The 4263-nt window shown below is 61.3% G+C and carries 4 protein-coding genes; all 4 read left to right on the top strand.

The genetic code is table 11. The annotated features are described in order from the left end of the window. Positions 1-136 precede the first annotated feature (136 nt). Positions 137-376, top strand: a complete 240-nt coding sequence (locus tag B3873_RS20450; RefSeq protein ID WP_286868661.1) for a hypothetical protein — start codon at positions 137-139, stop codon at positions 374-376. A gap of 67 nt (positions 377-443) precedes the next feature. Continuing rightward, on the top strand, positions 444-1703 hold the full coding sequence (locus tag B3873_RS20445; RefSeq protein WP_286868660.1) for a portal protein: 1260 nt from the start codon (positions 444-446) through the stop codon (positions 1701-1703). After that, positions 1703-2767, top strand: coding sequence for a hypothetical protein (locus B3873_RS20440; RefSeq protein WP_286868659.1), 1065 nt, complete (start codon positions 1703-1705; stop codon positions 2765-2767). Before B3873_RS20445 ends, B3873_RS20440 begins: the two co-directional genes overlap by 1 nt. A 190-nt stretch (positions 2768-2957) precedes the next feature. After that, the coding region (locus tag B3873_RS20435; protein WP_286868658.1) for a phage protease at positions 2958-4263 on the top strand (1306 nt) is incomplete at its 3' end.

Here is a 4263-nt window from a genome sequence, read left to right as displayed (position 1 = left end):
GACGACTTCTTTGATGCATTTTGCGCTGCCCTCTGGGGCCACATGACAGCCGGCGCGGCAGAGGTGCAGACCATCATCAGCGGTATCCAACGCACGCGCGACGAACTGCTCGGGGTATCAGCCGGAGGAATTCACCTTGGGCGATGAGAGCAAATATCAACCGGGGGCTCGTCGCGCGCATTCCCCCACGGCCGTGCCAACGCCAAGGCCGCCGCTTAGCGGCCACGATATGGAGCGCGCCAGAGAGACGAAGAGCCTGGTGCATCAGCATATGCCGGACGCCATACCGATGATCCGCGAGCTGGCCAACCTCGGAATGATCGATGGCTGGCGCTCTGTAACCTTTATCAAGAAAGAAGAAAATGGGAATTTTTGACGGCCTCGTTCAGTTCTTCCGCGGGAAACTGCCCACAGAGCCCTTGCCTTCCAGCTCGGAAATTGGCATGCGTACCCGCGAAGATGCTCGGTACCGGGATCTCTATAACCAATTCTTCGTCGACCCGGAGCTGCGCGCAGCCATCTTCGACGTCCGTGCTGCCGACCGCATGGACGGCCGCATCAAGAAAATCCACAGCAGAGTGGCCAGGGACATCATCAAGGGCGGGTTGGTGCTGCAGCTTCAATCACCCAGTCCGGTGATCTCGCGCGAGTGGAAAGCATTCCTGGCCCGCATTGAGCTGAATCGGCCGGAAAAGCTCAAGAGCGATTGCCGGGGCATGATCATGGAGGGCAACCTTCCGCTGCAGGTGGTCATGGACGAGGGGCGTCGGATCCAGCGGCTGATCCGGATGCCCGCGGAGACCATTGTTCCTGTCGTCAATGCGGCCGGCCAATTCGCTGACGTCGCAAAAGCGTATCGCCAGCATGATCTGGTCACCGGCCGCCCTTGTGCGGACTTCGCTCTCTGGCAGCTGACGATGGTCCGCTTCGACGCCGACAACTACGATGACATGGGCAGCATGGGCCGCCCTTACCTTGATGCCAATCGCAGCACATGGTTGAAACTGCGCATGACCGAAGAAGACATGGTCGTGCGCCGGCGCACCCGCGCACCCTTGCGACTGGCTCACGTTCTGGAGGGTGCGAACCAGACCGAAATGGATCAGTACGAGGCCAAGGTGATGCGCAAACAGAGCGAGATCACGACCGATTTCTTCATGAATAAGAAAGGGGCCGTGAACGCGATCCAGGGCGATAGCAATCTCGACCAGATCCAGGACGTAGCTTTCCTGCTCGACTGCATGTTCTCCGGCACTCCCATTCCCAAGGGCCTCGCCGGCTATACCGAGGGCTTGAACCGGGACATTCTGCAGGACCTGAAGGGCGACTATTTTGACGAGATCGACAGCCTTCAAGACATCATCGCGTTCGCCTACGAGTTCACCTTCAGGCTGCAGCTACTGCTCAAGGGGATTGTGCTGGGCGACGACGAGATCAAGGTGAAGTTCGCAGAACGCCGGACCGAGACGCCGAACCAGGCCGCTGACCGCGCCCTCAAGCTCCAAGCGCTGGGCATTCCCTCGGATATGCTCTGGGAAGAGTTAGGCTTCGATGTTGCCACGGTCCGTGCTCGGCGCGACGCCGCCCGTGAGGAAGATGATCCATATCCAGATCCTCCAGCTGGGTCCGACCGCCCCACCGTCAGCATCACCCCGGGCAATGGCCCCAAGGGCTCCTCGGCCACATCCATCTCGACGAAATAATGGCGCTCACTCCCGACCAGGAAGAAGTCAAGAGCGAGTCCGAGCGGTCCCAGGAGGATCTGGTCGCGCTCGACCGGCAGAACCGATCGCAGCTCGTTGCCCTCTACGACCGCGCGATCGGAGAAATGAGAGGCCGCATCATGGCCATCGCGGGCGCACGAAATTCCATCCAGACGGAGGCATTGGCGGTGCTGATCCAGCAGCTCGACAATGAGCTGCAAAAGCTTGCGCAGGCGCGCAACAAAATTCTCGATGACGGAATAGCCGCTGCCGCGGACCTGGGCGCCAGGCCATTTGGCCAGCGTATCGGAGCCACCGCAGTTTTCAATGCGAGGAGCGCTGCCATTGAACGGGTCCGCACCTTCCAGGACCCGAGCGGCCTCCGGCTGTCGGACCGCATATGGCGCCTCGATCGCCGTGCTGACGATATCCTTCGAACGCAAGTTCAGGCAGCAGTCGCTCGGGGCGACGGAGCCGCCAAGGCCGCCTTGGAATTTGTTCAGCGGGGGGTACCTGTCCCGCCCGAGTTGGATATGGCCGCCCGTGCAGCCAGGCCTGAGCAAGTCGCTGAAGGTTTGGCGAGCAGCCTGTCCAGCGGCCCCGGCAATCCTCTCGACAACACCATGCGCGTCCTGCGCACAGAGGTGAACCGGGCTCACACCATTGCATATCAAGGCGCTGCCGCGGCGGATCTGGACACCATCGGTACCAAATTCATGCTTTCACCGCGCCATCCTCGCGTTGACATCTGCGATATGCATGCGCGCGCCAATCTCTTCGGACTCGGCCCCGGCGTGTATCCACATGGCCGCAGCCCGCTCCCAGCCCATCCCAACACCTTGAGCTTCGAGGTGGTGGTCTATCGCGACGAAGTCACCGACGAAGATCGGAAAGGAAAACAGACGGTCGTCGATTTCCTGAAGACGGTAGCCAGCAAGGACCGGCAAGGCATTCTCGGCGTCAACAAGAACGAAGCATTCGAGGCGGGATATCTTCCAGCATCCCAGGTGAGATCGACCTGGCGCGCGGTAAAGAAACGTCTGGAGCGCCAGCAGGAGAAGTAACACCTCCCCCCCTACCGTTGATTTGACCACCCCCTGAAACTATCGCCTGAGTCAAAAAGTTTCGGGTGCGCCGGGTTCCCCCCGGGTAAGTCTCCTCCCCACATTGCCGGGGCGGCGCACCACATTTCTACCAGGCGAATCGATGCACAACCCTCGACACATCAAACTGAGTGGCATGGCTGAAGGACCAGTGCGAGTCCTGGCCGATGTATCGGTCAGTGACCGCAACGGGAATCCCTCCTCCTGGATCACCCTCACCCGCACCGGGCACTTCTCCGACCCTCGCTATGGCGAGTTCGACATCACGCACAGCATGCTGATGAAGATGGCCGAAAACTTCAACAACGGGGTTTTCGGTCAGGATGTTTTCATTGACGTCGACCACAAGCCGGGCAACGGCGCTGCAGCGCGCATCCTCGCCGTCCGCATTGAGGGCGATCGCTTCCGTGGCCAGGTCGAATGGACCCCCTACGGCATCGACGCGGTGAAGAACAAGGGATATCGGTATCTCTCGCTCGAATATCACGAGCAGTGGCGGGACAACGAAAAGCAGCTCAACCATGGGCCGGTCATGCTGGGCGCGGGCCTGACCATCAGGCCAGTCATCAAGGGCCTCGACCCTATCCGCCTATCTGCCGGTACCGATGATGGTATCCCGGTCTTCATCCACCCCGAACTGCAATCAACCCTACTCCAGGAGCAAAAAATGAAGTATGCAGAATTGCTGCGCAAGCTGACCGAGGCCCTGAAGGCACGCAAGCTCGCCGCCCCGATCATCGCCAACCTGGTGGACACCGCCACCAAGGTGGTCCAACTCGCCGCCGATGAAGTCGCCGCGCAGGAAATCATCGACCGCTTCGACGACGCCGGTCGCGAACTGGCCGAGCACTCCTCCCAGTCCGTACAGCTCTCCGTCAATATTCCGGAAGGCGTCGCATTGAGCGCTGATGATGTCAGCCGCCTGCTCGCCCAACAACTCGACGAGCGCGAGCGCCAACGCACCGCCCAAGCCGCCAGCGTCGCAGCCAATGAGCGTTTGCTCTCCGAGCTGATCACCGCTGACCAAGGCCTGGACGAAGACACCCGCGTTCTGCTGTCCGAACAGAATCGCCCGCTGGTGGCCGGGATGACCGAGGAGCAAGTCCGTCAACTGGCAGCCGTCGCGATCGCCGGCGGCCAGCGCGAAATCGCCGCACGCCGTCTGTCGTCCATGGGCTTCCCGGCGGCCATCGGCCAAGTACACCAGCCCAACATCGTGGTCGTCCACGATGACGCCATCCGCCTCTCCGGTCAGTATCGCGAGCGCCTGGCTCTCACCGACCTCCACCGGCAAGGACGCCTGCGTCTGCTGCCGACCGAGACGACCTTCATCGAGCGCGTGCTGTCGTGCTTCGATCAACTGCATGGTCCGGAGATCTCGACGGAAGCCAAGATCCTGGCCGGTGGCACCGTGAACATGGGCAACACCAACCTGCCGGTGGGCTTCCGCCGCGAGG

Origin of the sequence: Herbaspirillum sp. UBA812 (genome assembly GCF_002296545.1) — a bacterium.
Classification (GTDB): domain Bacteria; phylum Pseudomonadota; class Gammaproteobacteria; order Burkholderiales; family Burkholderiaceae_D; genus Herbaspirillum; species Herbaspirillum huttiense.
This window is presented reverse-complemented; position numbering and strand designations above follow the sequence as displayed.